This window comes from Wenyingzhuangia sp. IMCC45574 (assembly GCF_054182685.1).
On record NZ_CM135169.1, the window covers coordinates 1648079 to 1668217 of the forward strand.

The window sequence follows — 20139 nt, forward strand, 5'->3', positions numbered from 1 at the left end:
CTATGCTTTTACTTCCAAAACTCTATTCTGACTTTCTGTTACAATCTGACCATCGAATAAGTTTACTACTCTATGCGCATAATGAGAATCTCTATCGGAGTGTGTTACCATAATAATGGTGGCTCCTTCTTGATTTAATTCCGTTAATAAATTCATTACTTCAATTCCATTTTTAGAATCTAAATTCCCCGTTGGTTCATCCGCTAAAATTAATTTAGGGTTGGTAACCACCGCTCTCGCAATTGCCACTCTTTGCTGTTGTCCTCCAGATAATTGTTGTGGAAAATGTTTGGCTCTATGACCAATTTTCATGCGCTCTAACACCTCTGTTACTTTTTGTTTGCGTTCTGCCTTTCCCATTTTTAAATAGATCAATGGCAATTCTACATTTTCGTAAACCGTTAGTTCATCAATTAAATTAAAACTCTGAAAAACAAACCCTAGATTTCCTTTTCTTAATTGGGTTCTTTCTCTTTCTTTTAAACCTGATGCCTTATGTCCCGCAAAAGTGTATGCTCCACTGGTAGGATTGTCTAACAAACCAATAATGTTTAACAAGGTAGATTTTCCACAACCCGAAGGACCCATAATAGCTACAAACTCTCCTTTTTCTACGTTTAAATTCACACTATTTAAAGCCAAAGTTTCTACCTCTTCTGTCTTAAAGCTTTTCTTTAAATTTTCTATTTGTATCATGATATTTATGATGTTTTTACTATTTCTTATTTATTCTTTATTGTCACTTCGAGTTTTCTGACTCATGTAAACTGAAAGCTCAGAAAGTATCGAGAAGTATTTCCGAGTTTAAATTCAAAAGCTGCTCTCACTACTCAAAACTTCCATAATGACTAGACACCTCTACGCATCAACCTTTATTACTTAAACACAATTTGTTCTACCTCTCCAAAACTATCGTAACTAGAGCTAATAATTGCTTCACCTGCATCTAAACCAGACAACAATTCGTAATATCTAGAATTTTGTTTTCCAATTTTAACAGTTCTTTTTATAGCCCTTTCTCCTGTTGGATCTAATACAAAAACCCACTGTCCCCCTGTACTCTGAAAAAAACCTCCCCTAGGAATCATTTTGGCTCTGTTAGAAGCACCTAACTGTAACTTTACATGATAGCTTTGTCCTGCTCTTATGGTTGCTGGCTTTTCACCAGTAAAAACCAAATCGACCTTAAAGGTTCCATTTCTTACTTCTGGATAAACTTTCTTTATTTTTAGGCCATACTCTTCTTCATTACGCTCAAAAGAAGCCAGTAAACCTCTTTTTACACGATCTATATAATGTTCATCTATTTCGGCTTCTATTTTAAAATTTGTTAAAATATTAATTTGTCCAATTCGTTTTCCTCTGCCTATGCTTTGTCCAATTTCGCCGTCTAAAAAACCTAACTGTCCATCCGATGGTGCTCTTACATTTAAATGATCAATACGTTCGTATACCATAGACAGTGTTTTTTTCATTCTTGCCAGGTCCAAATCCAAATCGTTTAAAGTGGTTTTTCTTAGCTGCTCAAATTGTGTTGCCTGTAAATTAATCAGTTGATATTGTTGGGCTGCCTGTTCGTAATTCTCTTGCGCAATCGTACAACTTTCTCTAGAAATCAATGCTTCGTCGTATAATGCTTTCTGTTGCTCGTAATTTCTTTTCAACCTTTTTAATTGATACTCGGCTCTAATTAATTCTTTCTTATTATCGGCTTGTCTGCTATCAAATGTAATTTTGGTAGATCGTAGATCGTTCTGCTTTAATGCCAAATTATTTTCACTGGCCAGTATCTGTTCGTACAATCCTCTATTTTCTAATTTTAAAATCACATCTCCCTTTTTTACCATCGCTCCTTCTTCTATAAACTTTTCGGTAATTCTCCCCCCTTCATAAGCATCCATATAAACGGTACTAATAGGAGCTACCATTCCGTTAATGGTAATATAATCATCAAAATCTCCTTCTATTACAGTAGCAATAGACAGCTTTTCTTTCTCTATTTTAAAAGTAGCAACAGACACTCCAAAAATGGCCTTCCACATTAAAAACAAAATAAATACAACCAATACAATGTAACCGTATTGCTTGGGTTTTAATCCTTTTTTCTTCTCTAATTTAATATCCATTTTTCTATTCTTGAATAAAACCAAACACTTTTATTCCTTTGTAAAATGACAATGTTTTACTTTGAATTTCTAGATTTAGTTGATTTTGTAAATTTTCGTTTTGCGCTTGCGCATATCTATTTTTAGCTTGATTTAATTCTATCATGCTTAACAAACCTCTTTTGTATTTTTTTTGAGCTACTTTAAAAGACAATGCTCTTAGTGCTTCGTTTTTTTGTGCCAACTGATAAGAGGCACTTGCGGCTTTGTATTTCTGAATAACACTCTGAATAATTCTATACAGTTCTTGTGTTTCCATAGCCAACTGATTCTCTGCAATTTTTACCGCTATCTTTTGCTTTTTTACTCTAGACCTTGCTCCCCACTTGTTAAAAATGGGCACATTTAAATTTAAACTTACAAACTGAGATAAATTATTATCAAATTGCTGTTTAAAAGGAATCATCTCATCGTTTTCATTCCTATTGGTTTCAAACACACTGGTAGATAGTCCAGAAGAAACCGTTAAAGACGGATACAAATCTCCCTTTACCAATTGTAAATTCTTGCGAGTTGCTTTTAGATTGAAAACTTTGGATTTAATGCTTGGTAAAAAAGTCTTAGAGGCTTTATAAACACTGTCTATATTTACATGCTCTTTGGCCAACACTAACTCTAACCTTTCTTTACTTTCTATGTTAAAACTCTCAACTACCTCAATATTCATAGTCTGTTGTAATTTTAATGCTGCTTCTTTTAAAAAGTTGTTACTTCTGGTTAATTCCAACTGATCGTTCATCCAAGCAGACTCTGCTTCGTAAACATCTACCCCAGCTTTTAATCCTAAAGCCACTTGCTTTTTTACATACATAAAATTTGCATGAGAAATGGCTTCTTGTTCTTTCGATATTTTTACCAAGCCTTTAAAAAAGATCAAATCGTAATAGGCATTCATGGTATTAAATGCTAACATAAACTGCTGTTGCCTTACTTCTTCTGTTACCGCTTTGTAAATAAATTTAGAAGCTGCTATTCTATTCCACTTTTTTAGCCCTTGAAAAACATCTATGGTTGCGTTAATTGAATAAAAATTAGAAAAATTATCGCTAAACGTTACACGGTTTTGGTCGTCTATAGAACGTCCGTAGCGAATTCTATAATTGGCACTGGCACCTATTCTTGGCAATAATTCTCTGTAAGACTGTTTGTAATTTTCTTTTTGTGTTGCTGCTTGGTAATTCAAAGACTTTAATTTTAAATTATGATCCAACGCATAACTAATACAGTCTTGTAAAGACCATACTTTTTGTGCCCTTGCCTTTACAAACATCAATATAAAAAGCACTACTAAAACGTATGTTGTGTATTGTTTTGTTCTCATTTGACTTTTCTATTGGCTAAGCTCGTGCCAAAAACACAACACACTACAAAACAACACTTTAACACAAAAAAACAGCCTAAATATTTTATAGTCTGTAAAATATATTAACTTAAAGTGTAAATTTATTTTACACTTTAAAGATTCTATAGCGTAGAATTTGTAGCTTCATTTTTATAAAATGGTTTTCATATCATTTAACAGAAATCGTGAACCATGTCAGTTCGAGTACCCTGAACTCGTTTCAGGGATATCGAGAACAACTTTGGAATTTTAATTCCGAAATACTTCTCGATACTGATTTCTCCGTTGCACTAAAAAATCAACTCGAAGTGACACTGAAAAAGTAATACTGATAATGACCAACGCACATATTTTGATTATTGACGACAACAAAAGTGTTTTAAGCGCTTTGGAAATTTTATTAATATACGAATACAAAAAAGTATCGTGTTTAAGCAATCCTAATCGTATTAGCTCCTTTGCTGATTTAAAGTCGGTAGATGTGGTATTGCTAGACATGAATTTTTCGGCTGGAGTAAATACAGGAAACGAAGGATTGTTTTGGCTAAATGAAATACAAAAACAAGCACCAGATGCATCTGTTATTCTAATGACCGCTTTTGGAGCTATTGATTTGGCTGTAAATGCGATTAAAAAAGGAGCTACAGATTTTATTCTTAAACCTTGGCACAATCAAAAATTGTTAACCACCATTAAGTCTGCCTTAGATTTAAGAAAGTCTAAAGCAGAAATTAACAAACTTAAAAACAAGGAAAACCAACTAAAAAGTCTGATCAACCCTCCTAAGAACATTATCGTAGGAAATTCTAAAGCACTAAACAAAGTCTTGTCCGTTACCCGAAAAGTAGCCCAAACAGATGTAAATGTACTTATTACAGGAGAAAACGGAACAGGAAAAGAACTAATTGCCAAAGAACTACATCAGCATTCCCAAAGAAGCACAGAGGTTTTTGTAAGTGTAGATATGGGGAGTATTTCCGAGTCGCTTTTTGAAAGTGAATTGTTTGGGCATGTTAAAGGATCTTTTACCGATGCTAAAGAAGACCGAATTGGAAAATTTGAAGCCGCCAATGGAGGTACATTATTTTTAGACGAAATAGGAAACCTGTCGTTGTCTATGCAATCCAAACTGCTACGCGCTATTCAAGACCGTGTAATTGTTAAGGTAGGATCTAACCAACCTATTCCTGTAGACATTCGCTTGGTTTGTGCCACCAATGCCAATCTAATAGAAAAGGTACAAGAAGGCTCGTTTAGAGAAGATTTACTCTACAGAATAAACACCATTCATTTAGAAATTCCAAGTTTAAAAGAACGAGAGAACGACATTTTGATTCTAGCCGATTTTTTCATGAAAAAGTTCACTAACAAATACAACAAGCAACCTTTTGTACTTAACACCAAGGCTCAGAAAAAACTCTTAGCTCACAATTGGCCTGGAAACATTAGAGAACTACAGCACACCATGGAAAGAGCAGTAATTTTGTGCGAAGAACTTACACTAACAGACACTGATTTTTTACTGAACACAACAGCGACCACTACTCTAGAAACAAACTGTAAAACCATAGAAGAAATGGAACACAGAATGATTGCCAATGCCTTAAACAAACACGAAGGAAATTATTCTGCAGCCGCTACTGAATTGGGAATTACCAGACAAACATTGTACAACAAAGTAAAAAAGACGATTCACAAATAAATGGCTAGTAAAAACTTCTATTACCTTCTAATTTTTAGAATTCTACTACTTACAATTCTATTGTTTGTATTGAATTACTGTATCTTAAAAGAACACTATATTCTTGCAGTACTTACAGCCTTGTTAAGCATTGGACTTAGCATCAATTTGGTTAGATTCCTAAACCAAACCAATAGAAAAATAGCTTATTTTTTTGATGCTTTAAAGAATGAAGATTTTACACTTCAATTTCCAGAAGACAAAAAACAACAAGTTTCTTTAAATGAGCTACACACCAGCTTAAACAAGGTAAACTCTCTAATTAAGAACATTCAATTAAAATACCAATCGCAAGAAAATTACTATCAAGAAATTTTAAAACATACCAAAACAGGAATTTTAACCATTAACCAAAAGGGACATATTTTATTTGCAAATCCCGCATCCAAAACCTTGTTTCATAAACCTCAACTTAATCATATTCGTCAACTAGAAAGCACCAATAGTAACTTATACCGTTTGTTAGAAAGTTTTAGTTCTTTTGATAGAAAACTGATCAACTTTAACAACGAGCGTGAATCTTTAGAATTGGTGGTAAAATCTATTGACTTGGTCTTAAACAGCGAACATTTAAAACTGATTACTTTAGAAAATATTAAGAGTGAATTGGACGAAAAAGAAACCGAATCTTGGTCTCGACTGATACAAGTACTGGCTCATGAAATTATGAATACCATCACTCCAATTAGCTCTATCTCCAACTCTATTATTACCTACTTTAAAAACAATGAAGAGCCACTAGACGAGCAGCAAACCAAAAACACGGTAAAAGGATTGGAAGTGATTAAAAGTCAAAGTGATGATTTGATGAGCTTTGTAGATGCTTACCGTAGTTTGATGAACATTCCAACTCCCGACAAAAGCATTATCAACGGACAGGATTTCTTTGACAAACTAGCTATCATTTCCAAAGAAAATTACCCTCTGGTTACTTTTCAATTTAACATAACCGAACCCGATTTTGAACTATTTGCCGACGAAAAGCTCATTACCCTTGTCTTAAGCAATTTGATTAAAAATGCCGTACAAGCAACCAAAGAAACAAAACAACCTTTGATTGAAATCTCGGCAGGGCTAAATGAACAAAACCAAAAGTACATTGCTGTTAAAGACAACGGAACAGGAATTTCTGAGGACCTGCAACAACAAATTTTTATTCCGTTTTTTACTACAAAAACCAACGGCTCTGGTATTGGTTTGAGCTTGTCTAAACAGATTTTAAAGCTCCACGGTGGTAGACTAAGTTTACATTCTGTATTGGATGAGGGGAGTACGTTTGTGTTGTTTTTTTAAATATTATCAATACTAGAAAAATCACTTAATTAAAGTATCTTTAAAGTAAAAATATTGGACAACTTAGAAGTTAAGATTAATCAGTTAATTGAAAAAATAGCCAAGTATGATACTGAAAGCTTTGTTGGTTTCTTTGCTTATTTCTTGAAAAGAAGACCTGATGATTCTCTAGACATTAAATTGAACCTTTTTAAATCTAAATTTAAGGACTTTCAGTACTTGATGGCTATAAAAATGTCATTACCTGATGAGAATACAAAAAAATTTGAATTAGATGATAGTAAGATTATTGGCGAATTGGCAAAAAGCCTAAACGAAATCAAAGATTTCTATCAAACTAAAAATTTTTCAGACTACACTGTTGAATCTGTGATCCATGAACTGGCTTATAGAAATCATTTTGATAATGGAAGTCTAAGTTATGTTGAGCAAGACCTAGAGAAAATTCGAACTATTTTTTCTCACTTTGAAGAAAAAATAATCACTGATTTTGGTTTTGACATAGACTTTCTAATTCAATTTTATCAATACAATGAGCTAATTTCAAAAAATCGTGCAGAAAAGTTCACTGCATTTTCAACAACTACAGATTTCATAAACTTCACTGAAAAGATTAAAACTAAAGAAACAAGTTTTTCAGAGAGCTTAGAACTTTTATCTAAAGAAACAAAAGAAGACTTTTTATCCTTCTTTAGTAAGCCTCATGAATATTTATTTTTTTCAAAAGAAGATTTGTTTCAATATTTACCTAAAAATGAGATTAATCGATTTTTAGAACTATTTTGTTTAGACTACAACTCTAAGTTAAATCATAGATATTACGCAGCTGAAAACCCCATAGAAAATAAGCCTATTTTAAAACTTTCAAAAAACTATTATTTAAACTTATGTCAAAAGCAAATACCTATTGCTATATACAATCACCTATATCTTCATTTTTTGAATGATAAAAAAAATAATCCTAAAATTAGAAGACACCGCGAAAAATGTCTCGAAAAAAAAGTAGTCGAAATCTTTAAAAGCTTTTTCTCTCATAAAGAATCATATTTCTTTGAAAATTACTATGTAGAAGAAAATTTTGAACAGGATTTATTAATAATATATAAGGGAAATGCAATTATTATCGAAACGAAAGCTTCAAAATTAAGAGCTCCTTTTCGTGATACAGATAAAGCTATTACTAGACTAAAAGATGATTTTAAAAATTCAATTCAATATGGATATCAACAGTGTTTAAGAATTGAAGATTATTTTTTTGACAATAAAATCTTTGAAATAAAAAATCGTCAAAATAAAACTCTCCACAAAATAGATCCTAATAAAATTCACAATATTCTTTCTATTGTAGTAACACTAGAAAGATATGGTAGTTTGCAAACCGATTTAGCTCTACTACTGGATAAGCATGAAGAGGATTATTACCCATGGTCAGTTTATATAGATGACCTTGAAACATTTTTACTATCATTAAAACATTATTTCAATAATCACGGTAATCGATTAATTGAATACTTAAAACTGAGAAGGACTTTACATGGGAGAATATACGCTATTGATGAACTAGACATTTGTGCTTCTTTTATTAAAGAACCAAGAAAATTTAGAGCTTCTTCAAAAAATAAGCTAAAGCAAATTAAGTTTTCTGCTTTTGAACAATCCTTATTTGATAAATTATACTTTTCAGGGAAATTAAATTTCAAAGAAAATCCTTTACCAAATAAATATTGTTGATAGAATTATTCACTTTTAAATACTATATTTAATCGAAACCGATAAGACTATGAAACATTGGAAATTCACCACCAAAAGAAACACTAAAGAAGTTTTTAAAAGTTTAAGGGCTAAAGGTTTTGTATTCCAACAAAACGATAAAACCAACTTTACTTTACGAAAAAGAATTTTATATCCTTTCTATCTTATTTTTCAAAATAGTTTGGTCGTAAGTGGAAAAATGGTGAATACAGCTGATGAAAACGAAACAGAGGTAGAAATTTCTTTTCAACAACATTTCTTATGGAAAAGTTTGGTTGTGGTTCATCAACTACTATTTTTAGCCTGGGGAATGGCCTTAATTGTACAATCTAATTTTGTAACAGGTACTTTACTCCTTGGGGCTAGTGCTTTGTTATGGTCTGCAGTCCGTTTAAAATACCAAAGAAATGTAGCAGCATACAAAACGTTATTTACTAAGCTATTGCAAAAATAAAAAGGCTATCTTTTCTATTTAAATAACCCAAAATGAATATTCACAAACTAGCCATTTTCATCTTATTTGTATGTGTAGGTTTTGCATGTACTAGTAGTGACAATAGTATTGAAGCTTCCAATACAAGTACTTTTGGAATTAGACACGACAAACTTTTATCAGACTACGAAAGTGTTGCTGCAACTAACAGTACCAACTTACCAAATTTCTCAGCCGTAATTGCTTTTGACTATAGCTTAGATGGTAGTAACAATAGTGAGTTTACTGCAACAGGAGTTTTAATCAATTCGGAATGGATATTAACAGCCGCTCATAACTTTTACGATGCAGAGGAACAAGACAACCCTGCTCCAGTTTCAGGTATAACGGTATTGGTAGGAAATGATCCCAACAACCCAGAAGCAACGTATGCTGTTTCACAAGTAGTACTTCATCCTACATGGTTGCAAGGAAATCAAAATTACAACCATGCCAATGATTTGTGTTTGGTAAAATTAGCGAGTCCTATTACTACTATTACCCCCGTAAGCCTATATACGGAAACAAATGAACTCGTAGGGAGTACTGTTTGGCATTGTGGATTTGGAGACTATTCTCAAACTACAGGTCAGAATCCAGACTTGGACTCTAAAAAGCATGCTATTGCAAATGTATTAGATCGAGTAAAAGGAGATTTTAGAACAACAAGAGATACCCAAGAGTATCTTGGAGGTTTGCTAGCCTTCGATTTTGACAATCCATCGGGTACAAGCAACGCTTTAGGAGACACAACTGTTAACACCGATGAAAGCTATTTAGGTACAGGAACGAGTAATGCAACAGCACTAGATTTAGAAGGAACCACGGTTACTGGAGACAGTGGAGGTCCTTTATTCTTGAATCAAAACAACACTTGGAAAGTGGCTGGAATCTTATCTGGTGGTGCTTCAGAACCTATTGACAATCACAAAGATGGTGATTATGGAGATATTAGCATCTACACACGTGTTTCTACTTCTATAGATTGGATCAATTCTGTAATGGAATAAAAAAAATTGAATTGCTAAAAGCATACTTGATACCTTCAAACAAAAGTATCAAGTAATGCACTAACAAAACCTAGCCTAATACCCAACTACAATTAGCTTTAAGCTAGTGTCCAGTCAACAGAAGCTACCCAATCTAAAATACTAGAAGGCTCTACATTCAATAGTTCTTGAGTTTTAGAAAATGGTTTCATTGCTAAATATTCTCTCTCTTTTTCTACATATCTATACAAATTAGAAATCTCTTTCGCATTCAACGATCCAAAAACAGGAATTAATTGTTGCTCAAAATCGTCTGGTTGTACACTAATAAAAGTGATTTCTTTTCCTAAGTGTTCCGATATCACTTTTGCTATTTCTTCTCCAGAAGCTAAGGTTCCTCCTATCGGTAATTTTAATCCCGACAACTCAGTTTTTTCAACTGCAGCGGCCATAAAACGTGCCAAATCATCGTGGCTTAACCAAGGTACTTTCTGTCCTGAAACTACAGGATAAGGCAATATATTTTTCTCTACCACTAACGGAATAGACCATGGAGCTGCTAAATTATTCAAGTAAACATCTGGCATTAAAGTCAATACTTTTAAACCAGAACTCTTAAACAAGTCTTCTATTTTATACTTAATGTCTATTCCTAACAAATTAGTTTCATGCTTTGGAATGTCAAAACCAGCATTAAAAATTACAAAAGAAACATTCTGAGCCTTAGCTGCATCAATAAAATTCTGTGTAAAAGCAATCGCTTTGACCATATCAAAAATTAAAGGAAAAGTATACACTGCTACCTCAACATTTTTTAATGCTTTTTCTATAGCAACTCTATCTCCTAAACTCCCTAAATAAGCTTCTACCCCTGTTTCTAAATTTGGATGATCTACATTAGAAGTTAGCGTACAAACGGTATGACCTTGGGAAATGATCTCTTTTGCTATTGCCCCCCCTTGAAAACCACTAGCTCCTAAAACAAATACTCTTTTTGACATGATAAATAATTTTAAAATGATAAGACAAACCTATACCTTTACAATACATAAGACAAGTACCTACCCAAAAGTAGGGTGCTAACTTTTTAGTAATAATTACTGATTATCAACAGTATAAAAAGTAAAAAAAATGAAAAATAATTCTGACTGTCCAGTGAGTTATGCCTTAGAAATTATTGGTGGAAAATGGAGCTTGCTATTGGTTAAAGAAATAGGACTGGAAACAAAAAGATTTGGGGAAATTAAAAGATTGATTCCCAGCATTAGTGAAAAAATGTTAATCCAAGAGTTGAAAAAATTGGTTCGTTATGGTATTCTAGAAAGAAAGGCATATCCTGAAATTCCTCCCAAAGTTGAATATTCATTATCCAAAAACGGGAAAAAGATATTACCCATTATTGATCAGATAAAAGAGTTTGGAGTAGAAGTTATGAGTTTAAACACATCTAAGATCTCTTAATAATATAAACTCCAACAAGATACTTAACCATACTAATCCCATGAAAAACACCTCTGAACAAGACACTAAAATAGCTCAATTAACCCTTTGCATCTGTCTAATTCATTTTAGTTTCTCTTGTAAAAACACAGCTCAAATTAACGAATACACCTATGATAAATCTGCTTCCTAACTTAAACTTTCATTTTTTTCTGAAACTTTAAAAATAATTATATATCTTTGAACTATGGAATTAAAAGAAGCTAAAAACAAATACATACAAACGTGGGGAGCATTAGGTTCTCAATGGGGAATTAACAAAACTATGGCACAAATACATGCCTTGTTAATGGTATCTGTTGATGCTCTTTCCATGGAGGAAATTATGGAAGAACTTCATATTTCTAGAGGGAATACAAGTATGAACTTAAAAGCTTTAATTGATTGGGGAATTGTATACAAACAATATAAGCAAGGAGAGCGAAAAGAATATTTTGTAGCCGAAAAAGACTTGGATGTACTAGCTATAAAAATATCTCAAGAAAGAAGTAAAAGAGAAATTAAACCTGCACTAAGGGTACTAAAAGAAGTATCTAATATAGAGAACAATCAAACTGAAGAAACAGTACATTTTATAGATCAAACGACCAAATTACATGACTTTGTTTCTAAAGTAGACAATGTATTAGACAAGGTTACAGAACACAAAGACAACTGGTTAACAAAGTTGGTTCTAAAAATAATGAAATAATTTTTTTTAAACATAACTTTCAATATTTTCTGAAAGTTTAAAACATAAAAAAAATGACACTAAATACTATAGGCTATCTATGCTACCTTTTAATTACATGTATTATTATAATCTACATGGGAAGAGTATGTTACAAAAATGGCAATGTCTATGTTTTAGAGATTATACCAAACCATAAAGATCTTTGCTTGCAAATAAATAAAATGCTGCTCATTGGTTTTTATCTAGTAAATATTGGCTACTGTGCGACCACTATAATTACGTGGACAACCATAAACCACCCCTTACAATTATTAGAAATGATTAGCTCAAAAACAGCTACTATTATAACCATTCTAGGTATCCTACACTATGGGAACATCAGTATAATCTCTATCTATTTAAAACGAATTATTAATTAAATACACAATATTATGGAAAGTCAAAAAATCTTAATTGCCTACTTTATTTATTTACCTATCGCACTAACATTAACCTACTATGTTTCTAAAACACTTTTTAAAAACAGCATTCCTTTTATGCTAGATATTTTTAAAGGTCGTGAAGAAATAGCCATTGCTACAAACAAGTTATTCGAGACAGGATTTTACCTATTAAATATTGGTTGGGCATTACATATTTTAAAAATTAAATACAATATTTCAACCTATCAAAGCTTGATTGAAACCTTAAGCTATAAAATCGGAAACTTCTCTATCTACCTAGGAATCATGCTATTTATAAATCTATATTTATTTTTTAGAGGAAAGAAAAAATCAAAACAAACCACAACTGCTACAGTTATAAAAAGTTAAATAGTTATGAAACAAATAAATAATTATTTCATTGCAAGTATTTGGATATTAAATGGGCTATTCTGTAAAATATTCAACCTAGTACCAAGACACTCACAAATTGTTAAGAAAATATTAGGGTACGAACATTTTCTAACCTTGACAACAATTATTGGATGCTTAGAGGTAGTAATGGCCTTCTGGATACTGTCTAAAATACAATCCAAATTAAATGCCATCGCTCAAATTGTTATTATTCTTATTATGAATATCCTTGAGTTTTTCTATGCTCCAGAATTGTTGTTATGGGGACAGTTGAACGCTGTGTTTGCTCTAATATTTGTCGTGTTTATCTATATAAATGAGTTCAACTCTTTCTCTATAAATACTAAAAAAGCTTATTGATATGAAATTTTTAAAACAACATCCTTTTTCTGTTAAAGCTTATTTTGACCATTCCACAGTTCTAACTTTTGCTGTTCCAAAAGAAGATTTAGAATCTCTAATTCCAGATTGTCTTGAGCTAGATACTTACGATGATAAATGGGCATTTGTAGCTATAGCTATAGTACAAACCAAAGCACTTAGACCATCAAGAATTCCTGAATTTTTAGGTAATAACTTTTTCTTAATTGGTTATAGAATCTTCGTTCGTTATCAAAATTTAAAAGGTCAAAAGCTAAGGGGATTGTATGTCTTAAAATCAGAGACTGACAAACTTAAGATGCAGTTTTTAGGGAATATTTTTACACATTTTAATTATGCTACTACTGATATTAACACGAAAACAAATGAAACTTCTACAATTATCTCATCTAAAAAATCTGATTTTAAAATTGAATATTTAAACCAAGTAAAAGAAACACAACTCCCAATACAATCCCCTTTTAGGACATGGAGAGAAGCAAGAAAATTTGCGGGCCCTATGCAATATACATTCTCGTACTCTAAAAAGAGTAATAAAGTAATTATTGTAAAGGCAATTAGAAAAAACTGGAAACCTCAACCGCTAAGCATAACTAATTATCATATCAACTTTCTAAAAGAACTTGGTTTTAAAGAAAAAACTGTTTTAGCAAATGCTTTTCAAATTAAGAATGTACCATATCAATGGCAAAAAGGGGAAGTAGAATTATGGAACTAACTAGAAGACCTCTTCAGGGAACAGTAAATATTATACGTTTCAACTGGCATTTTTATGCAATTTCCTTAGGACTGATTTCATTAAACACTTTGCTATTAGACTATAGGTTAACACCTTATGTAAACAGTAGTATTCTTATCCCTCTAATACTATCCCTTGCTGTCTCCTGTTACATCTATGATTATTCAAACTTGTATGAATTACCTTGGTTAGATAACTTAAACAATACTAAAATCTTGAATGTAAGTGCTGGGTTTGATGAAACAAGTGAATTATTAAAACAAAAATACCCTAAAGCAACTATCTCAAAATGTGATTTTCACGAACCTGATAAACATACAGAAGTTTCAATTGAAAGAGCGAGAAAAATCTTTCCTCCCAGCCCAGAAACGATAAATGTCAGCACGAAGCAACTACCTTTTGCATCTGATTCCTTTGATACAATTCTTATCACGTTCTCTGCTCACGAAATTAGAAATGAAAAAGAAAGAATCCATTTCTTTGGAGAACTAAATAGAATTTTAAAATCCAATGGTACCATCTATGTTACTGAGCATTTAAGAGATATTCCAAATCTTATGGCTTATACGATAGGGATCTTTCATTTTTATTCAAAAAAGTCTTGGATAAAAGCATTCACAAAATCTAAGCTTTCTATACAACAAGAAATTAAAACAACACCTTTTATATCAACCTTTAAACTTTGTAAACATGGAACTACATCTTAAAATTATCGGAATTGCATTTATTCTACTAGCAGGTATACATATTATTTTCCCTAAGTTCTTTCATTGGAAAAAGGAGTTATCTCATTTAAGTATTATTAACCAAGAGATTATGAAAGTTCATACATTTTTTATTGCCATAACAGTATTTCTTATGGGAATTCTATGTATCAATTCAACAAACCAATTACTTACAACAAAACTTGGAAAAACAATTTTATTTGGACTGGCAATATTTTGGTCACTTAGGCTCCTTACCCAGTTCTTTGGTTATTCCTCTAAGACCTGGAAAGGCAAAACGTTTGAAACTAGTGCTCATGTATTCTTTAGCATTTTTTGGTGCTATGTATCTGGAGTATTCTGGATATCTTATGGAGGATAAAAAAGAACCATTACACATAAGTACAAAAATGCAAAGAACTACGGTATGGCTTTGTATTTTATTAGTTTTACTTAAACAATATTTGTATGTTTCTTAAAGCCCTATTATTCACAATTATGTTACAAACACCTTTAACTTCTAAACCTATTTTCCATTTTTATAAAAATGCCAATATTCAAAACTGGGTGGTAGTAGACGATGTAGTAATGGGTGGAATATCTACAGGAAGTTTTAGCTTAAACCCAGATGGACATGGGGTTTTTAAAGGATACGTTTCTTTAGAAAACAACGGGGGATTCTCCTCTGTTCGCTATAATTTTAAAAAAATAACCGTAGAAAATTACACCAAAGTCTACATTCGTTTAAAAGGTGATGGCAAAGACTATCAATTTAGAATAAAGACCAAAACCACAGATTACGAAGCATATATTCAACCTTTCTCTACCACAGGTAAATGGCAAGAAATTACCATTGATCTAAAAGACTTATACCCTACTTTTAGAGGTAGAATTTTAGACAAACCCAATTTCGCTAGTGAATCTTTTGAAGAGATTCGTTTTTTAATCGCCAATAAAAAAGCAGAAACTTTTTGTTTGTTGATTGATACAATAGAGTTGAGATAAAAGGTTACTTCTTGATACACTCCGTACTCGAAGTGACCTTTCATTAAAATCTCATGTTTAAATCTTTCAATTATTGAATTATTTTATAAATCCATCTCTTTTAAATTCTCTATTTTATTTCGTTCTAAAAAGGCATCAATTGTTTCAAAATGCTCTACAACACGTTGTTCTTTAAACTCATACACTTTTTCAGACAATCCTTTTAAGAAATCACGGTCGTGAGAAACAAGAATTAAAGTTCCATCAAAATCCATTAAAGCATCTTTAATAACATCTTTAGAACGTAAATCTAAGTGGTTGGTAGGTTCATCTAAAATTAAAACATTTACTGGCTCTAGTAATAACTTTACCATGGCCAAACGTGTTTTTTCTCCTCCAGAAAGCACTCCTACTTTTTTCTCTATATCGTCTCCTTTAAACATAAAGGCTCCTAATATATTTTTAATCTGAGTTCTTACATCTCCTACAGCAACATTGTCTACTGTTTCAAAAATGGTCATTTCGTTGTCTAACAAAGAAGCTTCGTTCTGAGCAAAATAACCCACTTTGGCATTGTGTCCTAAACCTCCTGATCCTTCAAAATCAATTTGCCCCATAATGGCTTTTATCATGGTAGACTTACCCTCTCCGTTTCTTCCTACAAAACTCACTTTTTCTCCCCTACGAATAGCAATATTCGCATCTTTAAAAACCGTATGATCTCCATAGGTTTTAGTCATATTTTCTACTTTAACCGGATAATCTCCCGATCGTTGAGAAGGTGGAAAACGCAATCGTAAAGAAGAAGTATCTACTTCATCTACTTCTATAATTTCCAATTTCTCTAACATACGTTTTCTAGAAGCTACCGAAGAAGCTTTGGAATAAGTTCCCTTAAAACGTTCTATATACAACTTATTATCTGCAATCATTTTTTGTTGCTCATCGTAGGCTTTTTGCTGATTTGCTCTACGTTCTTTACGCAACTCTAAATAATGAGAATAACTTGCTTTGTAATCGTACACTTTCCCCATAGAAACCTCTAAAGTTCTATTGGTAATATTATCTACAAAGGCTTTATCGTGAGAAATTACAATTACAGCCTTGGCTTTGTTTAATAAAAAGTTCTCTAACCAAATTACCGACTCTATATCTACGTGGTTGGTAGGCTCATCTAACAATATCAAATCGGGCTTTTTAAGTAATATCTTTGCCAACTCAATACGCATACGCCACCCACCACTAAACTCAGATGTTGCTCTGTTAAAATCTTCGGCTGTAAATCCCAATCCTTTTAGCGCTACTTCTACTTCTGCCTGATAGTTTACCTCTTCTAAGGCATAATATTTTTCACCCAAGTCAGATACTCGCTCAATAATCTTCATGTATGCTTCCGATTCATAATCGGTACGAGTTTCTAATTGCTTGTTTAAATCATCCATTTCGGCTTTCATTTTAAAAACCTCATCAAATGCTTTAGAAGCTTCTTCTACCACAGTACAATCATCATCCATTAATAAATGCTGAGGCAAATAAGCGATTACCGTATCTTTAGGACAACGAACCCCTCCCCTAGTTGCTTTCTGATAGCCTGCAATAATCTTCATCATGGTAGACTTTCCAGCTCCATTCTTTCCCATTAAGGCAATCTTATCATTTTCATTAATCACAAAAGAAACGTCACTAAAAAGTGTATGCCCACTAAACTCTACTGCTAAGTTATCTACAGAAATCATCGGTATAAATTTTGAATGCCAAAAGTACAAAAAAGGTCTCTAGACAATTTGACTAAAGACCTTTATTTTATACGTGAAATGAATTAAAAAAACTTGCCATAACTGACTAGTGAAATGGCAAGAAATAACTAGAAACTATTAAAGTTAACCTGAACAAGTTGTTACAGGTTACTGATAATACAGGTTTAAATATTCTACGAATCGTTGGTATTTTTAAGGTAGATAAAACTTAAATTTATCAAAAATTGATTCTTTATTTATCTGCTTGCTACTTTCAACCTAATAAAACTTTTTCCAAAATTTTTAAAAGCAAACAGAAAAAACATAAAAAAACTCCCACTTTTTATTTTGATCATGTTGATATTTTTCGCCCAACGATCGTAGAACTTTAAAATACATTAAGTATTTATACGTACAAAACTAAGTAATGTTTTTTCAATACCAAAATAATTTAGCCTTTTTATTTTCATCCTACTTAAGAACCACAAACAAACAAAACATAGTATATCAACAACTTAACTAAAAAAATCTAAAAGAAAAAGGAATCCTAGTAAAAACTAAGACTCCTTTAAAACACTTTCCAAAAACTAAGTAATAATACCTGTATATTTATGCTATTTCTGGCTTTACCTCTACTGCAGCAATTTCATCTTCTGGAGAAAACTTAATTGTTAACGCAACCAAACCAGTTACAATTACCATAATACCAATTATAAAATAACCGCTAGATACCGCATTAGAAGATGCTGCTGCTTGTGCTGCTTTTACTACATCTTCTGCAGCTCCATTATTAGCTATAATAGCTGCTTTTTCTGCTACTGCAGATTTAGATTTTAATAAAATGGCTGCTAAGAATGCTCCTACATTTCCTCCTGCTCCAACAATACCACTAATAGAACCTATTGCTTTTTTATTGATAAAAGGTACTACAGAAAATGTAGCTCCTTCTGCCATTTGCACAGATAAACTAAATAAAATTAAGAACACAAATGCAACAGTAAAACTTTCCATTCCAGAAAAGGCTGCTAACATTACTCCTTCTACTGCTAAAATTACTGTAAGAAACAATACACGTCCTCTTAAACCTTTTAGTTTTCCAAACTTATCTCCAAAGAAACCTCCTAAAGTTCTTGCAAAAATATTCATTAATGCAAACGACAATACTAAGTTACCTGCTGTTACACGCTCTAACTGAAATGAGTTCTGTAAATAATCATCCATAGTTCCATATACTGTTAACTCCATTCCAAAACAAGCAGCATATACTACAAATAAAATCCAAACTCTATAATCTTTAACAGCCACTCCAAAACCTGCCTCATCTTTCTTTAACTCTGGCATTTTTCCTGTAGCTTTTAACTCTTTAAAGTTACCTTCTGGTGTATCTTGTGTAAAAAAGTAATACACAATCCCCATTAAAAAACAGATAGCTCCAGCTATTATCATAGAATACCTCCATGCTTCTGTTTCTGCAATTCCAAAACTAACAACAGCAGCTGCAATTAAAGGCATCCCCAAACGGTTAGCACCTCCTCCTAAGTTCCCCCATCCTGCAGAAGTAGCATTGGCAGTACCTACAATATTAGGAGCAAACATAATAGATGTGTGGAACTGTGTAATTACAAAAGAGGCTCCAATAAATCCAATAAACAACCTACACACTAAAAATTGCAAAGGTGTTTGTACCAAACCAATACAAATTACCGGAATAGACCCTAACATTAACAACCAAGTATAACATAATCTTGGTCCATACTTATCACACAATTTTCCAATTAAAAGTCTTGCGAATACAGTTCCTGTTACCGCTAAAATAATTGAGTTCCATTTTTGATCTGGTGTTAACCCTAAATCCTTAACTACGTAAGGCATAAATGGAACAATTCCAAACCATGCAAAGAAACACATGAAAAATGCAATAGCAGTAATCCAAAACGTTTGTATTGGCTTACTTTTTAAATTAAACAACTCTAATTTGGTTGCTTTTGCTGAAGTTGACATACTCTAATTTTTAAAATTCCTTAATCCTTAATAATAACTACGTAATAATACGTAAATTCAGTACCGCAAAATTACGTATACATTTGAACTAAAAAATTTTTTAAAGCATTTTTTTAAGGCTAAAATGAAAATAAAAACCCCAAACTATTAAAAAACAACACAAAAACCCTTTTTAATCATTTTAAAAACTGCCAAAAGACATATTTAATAAAACTGCAACTAACATCATTAAAAAACTACCTGTTTTACATTTAAAAAGTTGTTAATAATCATACTTAGTTTTATTACAAATATGTAATTATACAGTTTTAATAAATTTAACTATGCATCTTATTTTTTGTTTAAAAATTTCTTAGTTAAACTTTGTACTTTTGCGCTATTAAAATCATACTATGCAAAAAATTTTCTTTACCTTATTACTGGTATTCATTAGTTCTAAATCTTTTAGTCAAGAAATAGGAATTCGATTTGGAGAATTTACCAACAGCAATGTTGCTATTGATGGAATTGTAAATTTTGATGATAACTCTAGGCTTCATGGAGACATAACGTTTGGAAACGGAATTGGAGCAAATCTTTTATATGACTTTAAAGTTGATGCCATTGATAAAACAGATTTTCAATACTATTTTGGTCTAGGTTTAGGAACCTTTATAGGAGACCCTTTTGTTTTAGGTATAAATGGAGAAACCGGTGTAGAATATTTATTTAAGAAAACTCCTATAACCTTAGGTGTAGATTGGAGACCACAATTAAATATTATTGCCAAAACAGAACTTAAAATACTACAATTTGGGGTGAATATTCGTTATAGGATAAACGAATTATAAA

Annotated in this window: 20 protein-coding genes; 14 read left to right on the forward strand and 6 right to left on the reverse strand. The window is 32.0% G+C overall.

Going from position 1 to position 20139, the window contains the following annotated elements:
* The 3 genes from ACXHHC_RS06975 to ACXHHC_RS06985 all read right to left on the reverse strand — a co-directional run bounded on the left by ACXHHC_RS06975 (position 1) and on the right by ACXHHC_RS06985 (position 3486).
* Complete coding sequence (locus ACXHHC_RS06975) at positions 1-696, reverse strand: ABC transporter ATP-binding protein (RefSeq protein WP_458228914.1); 696 nt, start codon at positions 694-696, stop codon at positions 1-3.
* 179 nt (positions 697-875) lie between these two features.
* Positions 876-2126 carry an efflux RND transporter periplasmic adaptor subunit gene (locus ACXHHC_RS06980; RefSeq protein WP_458228915.1) on the reverse strand — a complete coding sequence of 417 codons (1251 nt, stop codon included), beginning with the start codon at positions 2124-2126 and terminating at the stop codon, positions 876-878.
* 4 nt (positions 2127-2130) lie between these two features.
* A complete protein-coding gene (locus tag ACXHHC_RS06985; RefSeq protein WP_458228916.1) occupies positions 2131-3486 on the reverse strand; it encodes a TolC family protein in 1356 nt (451 codons plus the stop codon).
* A 355-nt stretch (positions 3487-3841) separates the two neighbouring features.
* Between ACXHHC_RS06985 and ACXHHC_RS06990 the strand changes: the two genes are divergently transcribed.
* From ACXHHC_RS06990 to ACXHHC_RS07010, 5 genes are read left to right on the forward strand one after another with little or no spacing between them, the layout of a single operon-like run.
* Positions 3842-5209, forward strand: a complete 1368-nt coding sequence (locus ACXHHC_RS06990; RefSeq protein WP_458228917.1) for a sigma-54-dependent transcriptional regulator — start codon at positions 3842-3844, stop codon at positions 5207-5209.
* Positions 5210-6541 (forward strand): sensor histidine kinase, encoded by a 1332-nt coding sequence (locus ACXHHC_RS06995; protein ID WP_458228918.1) that lies wholly within the window; start codon positions 5210-5212, stop codon positions 6539-6541.
* A gap of 54 nt (positions 6542-6595) precedes the next feature.
* On the forward strand, positions 6596-8272 hold the full coding sequence (locus ACXHHC_RS07000; protein ID WP_458228919.1) for a hypothetical protein: 1677 nt from the start codon (positions 6596-6598) through the stop codon (positions 8270-8272).
* Between the two features lie 49 nt (positions 8273-8321).
* On the forward strand, positions 8322-8747 hold the full coding sequence (locus ACXHHC_RS07005) for a DUF423 domain-containing protein (RefSeq protein ID WP_458228920.1): 426 nt from the start codon (positions 8322-8324) through the stop codon (positions 8745-8747).
* A gap of 32 nt (positions 8748-8779) precedes the next feature.
* On the forward strand, positions 8780-9775 hold the full coding sequence (locus ACXHHC_RS07010; RefSeq protein ID WP_458228921.1) for a S1 family peptidase: 996 nt from the start codon (positions 8780-8782) through the stop codon (positions 9773-9775).
* A gap of 98 nt (positions 9776-9873) precedes the next feature.
* Here the strand turns inward: ACXHHC_RS07010 and ACXHHC_RS07015 are convergent, their stop codons facing one another.
* Positions 9874-10755: an SDR family oxidoreductase gene (locus ACXHHC_RS07015; protein WP_458228922.1), complete on the reverse strand. Its 882-nt coding sequence runs from the start codon at positions 10753-10755 to the stop codon at positions 9874-9876.
* Positions 10756-10885: 130 nt separating this feature from the next.
* On the opposite strand from ACXHHC_RS07015, the gene ACXHHC_RS07020 reads away from it, so the two are divergent.
* From ACXHHC_RS07020 to ACXHHC_RS07055, 8 genes are all read left to right on the forward strand, one after another.
* Positions 10886-11215 carry a winged helix-turn-helix transcriptional regulator gene (locus ACXHHC_RS07020; protein ID WP_458228923.1) on the forward strand — a complete coding sequence of 110 codons (330 nt, stop codon included), beginning with the start codon at positions 10886-10888 and terminating at the stop codon, positions 11213-11215.
* Between the two features lie 226 nt (positions 11216-11441).
* The gene (locus ACXHHC_RS07025) at positions 11442-11945 is read left to right on the forward strand and encodes a GbsR/MarR family transcriptional regulator (protein ID WP_458228924.1); all 504 of its coding nucleotides are present in this window, start codon (positions 11442-11444) and stop codon (positions 11943-11945) included.
* A gap of 413 nt (positions 11946-12358) precedes the next feature.
* Positions 12359-12739: a hypothetical protein gene (locus ACXHHC_RS07030; RefSeq protein ID WP_458228925.1), complete on the forward strand. Its 381-nt coding sequence runs from the start codon at positions 12359-12361 to the stop codon at positions 12737-12739.
* Between the two features lie 6 nt (positions 12740-12745).
* The gene (locus ACXHHC_RS07035) at positions 12746-13123 is read left to right on the forward strand and encodes a DoxX-like family protein (protein ID WP_458228926.1); all 378 of its coding nucleotides are present in this window, start codon (positions 12746-12748) and stop codon (positions 13121-13123) included.
* A 1-nt stretch (position 13124) separates the two neighbouring features.
* Positions 13125-13862: a DUF2071 domain-containing protein gene (locus ACXHHC_RS07040; protein WP_458228927.1), complete on the forward strand. Its 738-nt coding sequence runs from the start codon at positions 13125-13127 to the stop codon at positions 13860-13862.
* On the forward strand, positions 13853-14590 hold the full coding sequence (locus ACXHHC_RS07045) for a class I SAM-dependent methyltransferase (protein ID WP_458228928.1): 738 nt from the start codon (positions 13853-13855) through the stop codon (positions 14588-14590). The genes ACXHHC_RS07040 and ACXHHC_RS07045 overlap by 10 nt, the downstream gene beginning before the upstream one ends.
* The gene (locus ACXHHC_RS07050) at positions 14574-14969 is read left to right on the forward strand and encodes a hypothetical protein (protein WP_458228929.1); all 396 of its coding nucleotides are present in this window, start codon (positions 14574-14576) and stop codon (positions 14967-14969) included. Before ACXHHC_RS07045 ends, ACXHHC_RS07050 begins: the two co-directional genes overlap by 17 nt.
* Before the next feature lie 86 nt (positions 14970-15055).
* Positions 15056-15592, forward strand: coding sequence for a CIA30 family protein (locus ACXHHC_RS07055; RefSeq protein ID WP_458228930.1), 537 nt, complete (start codon positions 15056-15058; stop codon positions 15590-15592).
* An 83-nt stretch (positions 15593-15675) separates the two neighbouring features.
* Here ACXHHC_RS07055 and ACXHHC_RS07060 read toward each other — a convergent pair whose 3' ends face one another.
* Both ACXHHC_RS07060 and ACXHHC_RS07065 read right to left on the reverse strand, forming a co-directional pair.
* Positions 15676-17307 carry an ABC-F family ATP-binding cassette domain-containing protein gene (locus ACXHHC_RS07060; RefSeq protein ID WP_458228931.1) on the reverse strand — a complete coding sequence of 544 codons (1632 nt, stop codon included), beginning with the start codon at positions 17305-17307 and terminating at the stop codon, positions 15676-15678.
* Positions 17308-17916: 609 nt separating this feature from the next.
* Complete coding sequence (locus ACXHHC_RS07065; protein WP_458228932.1) at positions 17917-19308, reverse strand: MFS transporter; 1392 nt, start codon at positions 19306-19308, stop codon at positions 17917-17919.
* 392 nt (positions 19309-19700) lie between these two features.
* On the opposite strand from ACXHHC_RS07065, the gene ACXHHC_RS07070 reads away from it, so the two are divergent.
* The gene (locus ACXHHC_RS07070; RefSeq protein ID WP_458228933.1) at positions 19701-20138 is read left to right on the forward strand and encodes a hypothetical protein; all 438 of its coding nucleotides are present in this window, start codon (positions 19701-19703) and stop codon (positions 20136-20138) included.
* The last annotated feature ends 1 nt before the right edge of the window (position 20139 follow it).

Bases quoted from the DNA above. Each gene is read 5' to 3' on its own strand.
- ACXHHC_RS06995 (WP_458228918.1), top strand. From the start codon at position 5,210: ATGGCTAGTAAAAACTTCTATTACCTTCTAATTTTTAGAATTCTACTA.
- ACXHHC_RS06980 (WP_458228915.1), bottom strand. From the start codon at position 2,126: ATGGATATTAAATTAGAGAAGAAAAAAGGATTAAAACCCAAGCAATAC.
- ACXHHC_RS07050 (WP_458228929.1), top strand. From the start codon at position 14,574: ATGGAACTACATCTTAAAATTATCGGAATTGCATTTATTCTACTAGCA.
- ACXHHC_RS07035 (WP_458228926.1), top strand. From the start codon at position 12,746: ATGAAACAAATAAATAATTATTTCATTGCAAGTATTTGGATATTAAAT.
- ACXHHC_RS07025 (WP_458228924.1), top strand. From the start codon at position 11,442: ATGGAATTAAAAGAAGCTAAAAACAAATACATACAAACGTGGGGAGCA.
- ACXHHC_RS06985 (WP_458228916.1), bottom strand. From the start codon at position 3,486: ATGAGAACAAAACAATACACAACATACGTTTTAGTAGTGCTTTTTATA.
- ACXHHC_RS07065 (WP_458228932.1), bottom strand. From the start codon at position 19,308: ATGTCAACTTCAGCAAAAGCAACCAAATTAGAGTTGTTTAATTTAAAA.
- ACXHHC_RS07060 (WP_458228931.1), bottom strand. From the start codon at position 17,307: ATGATTTCTGTAGATAACTTAGCAGTAGAGTTTAGTGGGCATACACTT.
- ACXHHC_RS06990 (WP_458228917.1), top strand. From the start codon at position 3,842: ATGACCAACGCACATATTTTGATTATTGACGACAACAAAAGTGTTTTA.
- ACXHHC_RS06975 (WP_458228914.1), bottom strand. From the start codon at position 696: ATGATACAAATAGAAAATTTAAAGAAAAGCTTTAAGACAGAAGAGGTA.
- ACXHHC_RS07015 (WP_458228922.1), bottom strand. From the start codon at position 10,755: ATGTCAAAAAGAGTATTTGTTTTAGGAGCTAGTGGTTTTCAAGGGGGG.
- ACXHHC_RS07055 (WP_458228930.1), top strand. From the start codon at position 15,056: ATGTTTCTTAAAGCCCTATTATTCACAATTATGTTACAAACACCTTTA.
- ACXHHC_RS07045 (WP_458228928.1), top strand. From the start codon at position 13,853: ATGGAACTAACTAGAAGACCTCTTCAGGGAACAGTAAATATTATACGT.
- ACXHHC_RS07005 (WP_458228920.1), top strand. From the start codon at position 8,322: ATGAAACATTGGAAATTCACCACCAAAAGAAACACTAAAGAAGTTTTT.
- ACXHHC_RS07040 (WP_458228927.1), top strand. From the start codon at position 13,125: ATGAAATTTTTAAAACAACATCCTTTTTCTGTTAAAGCTTATTTTGAC.
- ACXHHC_RS07010 (WP_458228921.1), top strand. From the start codon at position 8,780: ATGAATATTCACAAACTAGCCATTTTCATCTTATTTGTATGTGTAGGT.
- ACXHHC_RS07070 (WP_458228933.1), top strand. From the start codon at position 19,701: ATGCAAAAAATTTTCTTTACCTTATTACTGGTATTCATTAGTTCTAAA.
- ACXHHC_RS07020 (WP_458228923.1), top strand. From the start codon at position 10,886: ATGAAAAATAATTCTGACTGTCCAGTGAGTTATGCCTTAGAAATTATT.
- ACXHHC_RS07030 (WP_458228925.1), top strand. From the start codon at position 12,359: ATGGAAAGTCAAAAAATCTTAATTGCCTACTTTATTTATTTACCTATC.